Source organism: Clostridium sp. CTA-7 (assembly GCF_054768095.1).
The window spans coordinates 1-1119 of record NZ_BAAAAV010000023.1; the positions used below are offsets into that span (position 1 = coordinate 1).

Genomic DNA, 1119 nt, shown 5'->3' on the forward strand with positions numbered 1-1119 from the left:
TTTTACACGTTCTGATTTTTTTAGATTAGTAAGAGTATCTATAACTATATCTAAAGTAAGGCTTTCAGATACGTTGTAGGCTAATATTTCATTAGTAGATGCATCTTTAATGGTCGACAAATAAGCCTTTTTACTCCTATCTTTATAGAATAAATAAGTGATATCAGTAAGTARTACTTTACCCGGAATATTTTGTTTGAAATTTCTATTAAGTAGATTGGGTAAGACTTTATGTTCTCTGGTTGCTTTTACCATTCTCCTATATGGATTTGCTTTTCTATGAGGACAAASAATATTATATTTTTTCATAATTCTACGAATACGTTTTAGATTATATACAATTCCATATTGGCCTTCCAATGTCATTTTTATTTGYCTRGCACCTTTTTTACGATTTTTAAAATTAAATGCAGCTAAAAYTACATTTTYAATCTCTAKGTCCTTATCGTTGCGCTTGCTACGCAAGCATTCGGATTTTGATGAAAAATAATTATAATAYCCCGAACGTGACACACCAACTAATGCACATAAATAACTAGTCAWATTTTTTAGTTTATATCTTTTAATTACTGATTTAATAAGAATAAATTTTTCTTTTGCTAATAAAACTATTTCTTTTTTCTCATCCTCCTTTCCATCATATCGAGCTTTTTTAGTAATTCATTMTCAGCCTTAAGTAGATTGTTTTGCGCTTTAAGACGTTSATATTTTTCTTCTATAGAAAATTCTTTATCAATAATTTTTCCTGACTTACCTTTTCTTGAATCATCTAATCCATGTATACCATTTTTCTTATATGCAGCACGCCATCTCTTACTTATTGACTCAACTCGTCCAAYTCCTAATATGCTTATTACAAAWCCATATTCTTCAAATATCTTTCGTGGGAATTTTCCTTTTTCGTATTCTGATATAAAAATACGTCTAAATTCATTCRTGTAAGTAATTGATCTTTCRCTGACACTCTTTACATATTTATTATTAGCTAATAATTCTATTTCTTCCTTCGTAAATAACTTGCTACTCATCTAATCCACTCCTATCGTTATGTTTTATTATACATAAAAAAACCTATAAAATAGACATTTTTTAGTTGTCTATCTTATAGGGTACATTTTA

At 27.9% G+C, this 1119-nt stretch carries 1 pseudogene; it reads right to left on the reverse strand.

The window, feature by feature from the left end:
* A pseudogene (locus tag ACYUEX_RS18655) lies at positions 1-1028 on the reverse strand (IS3 family transposase); the annotation flags it as partial.
* Positions 1029-1119 lie beyond the last annotated feature (91 nt).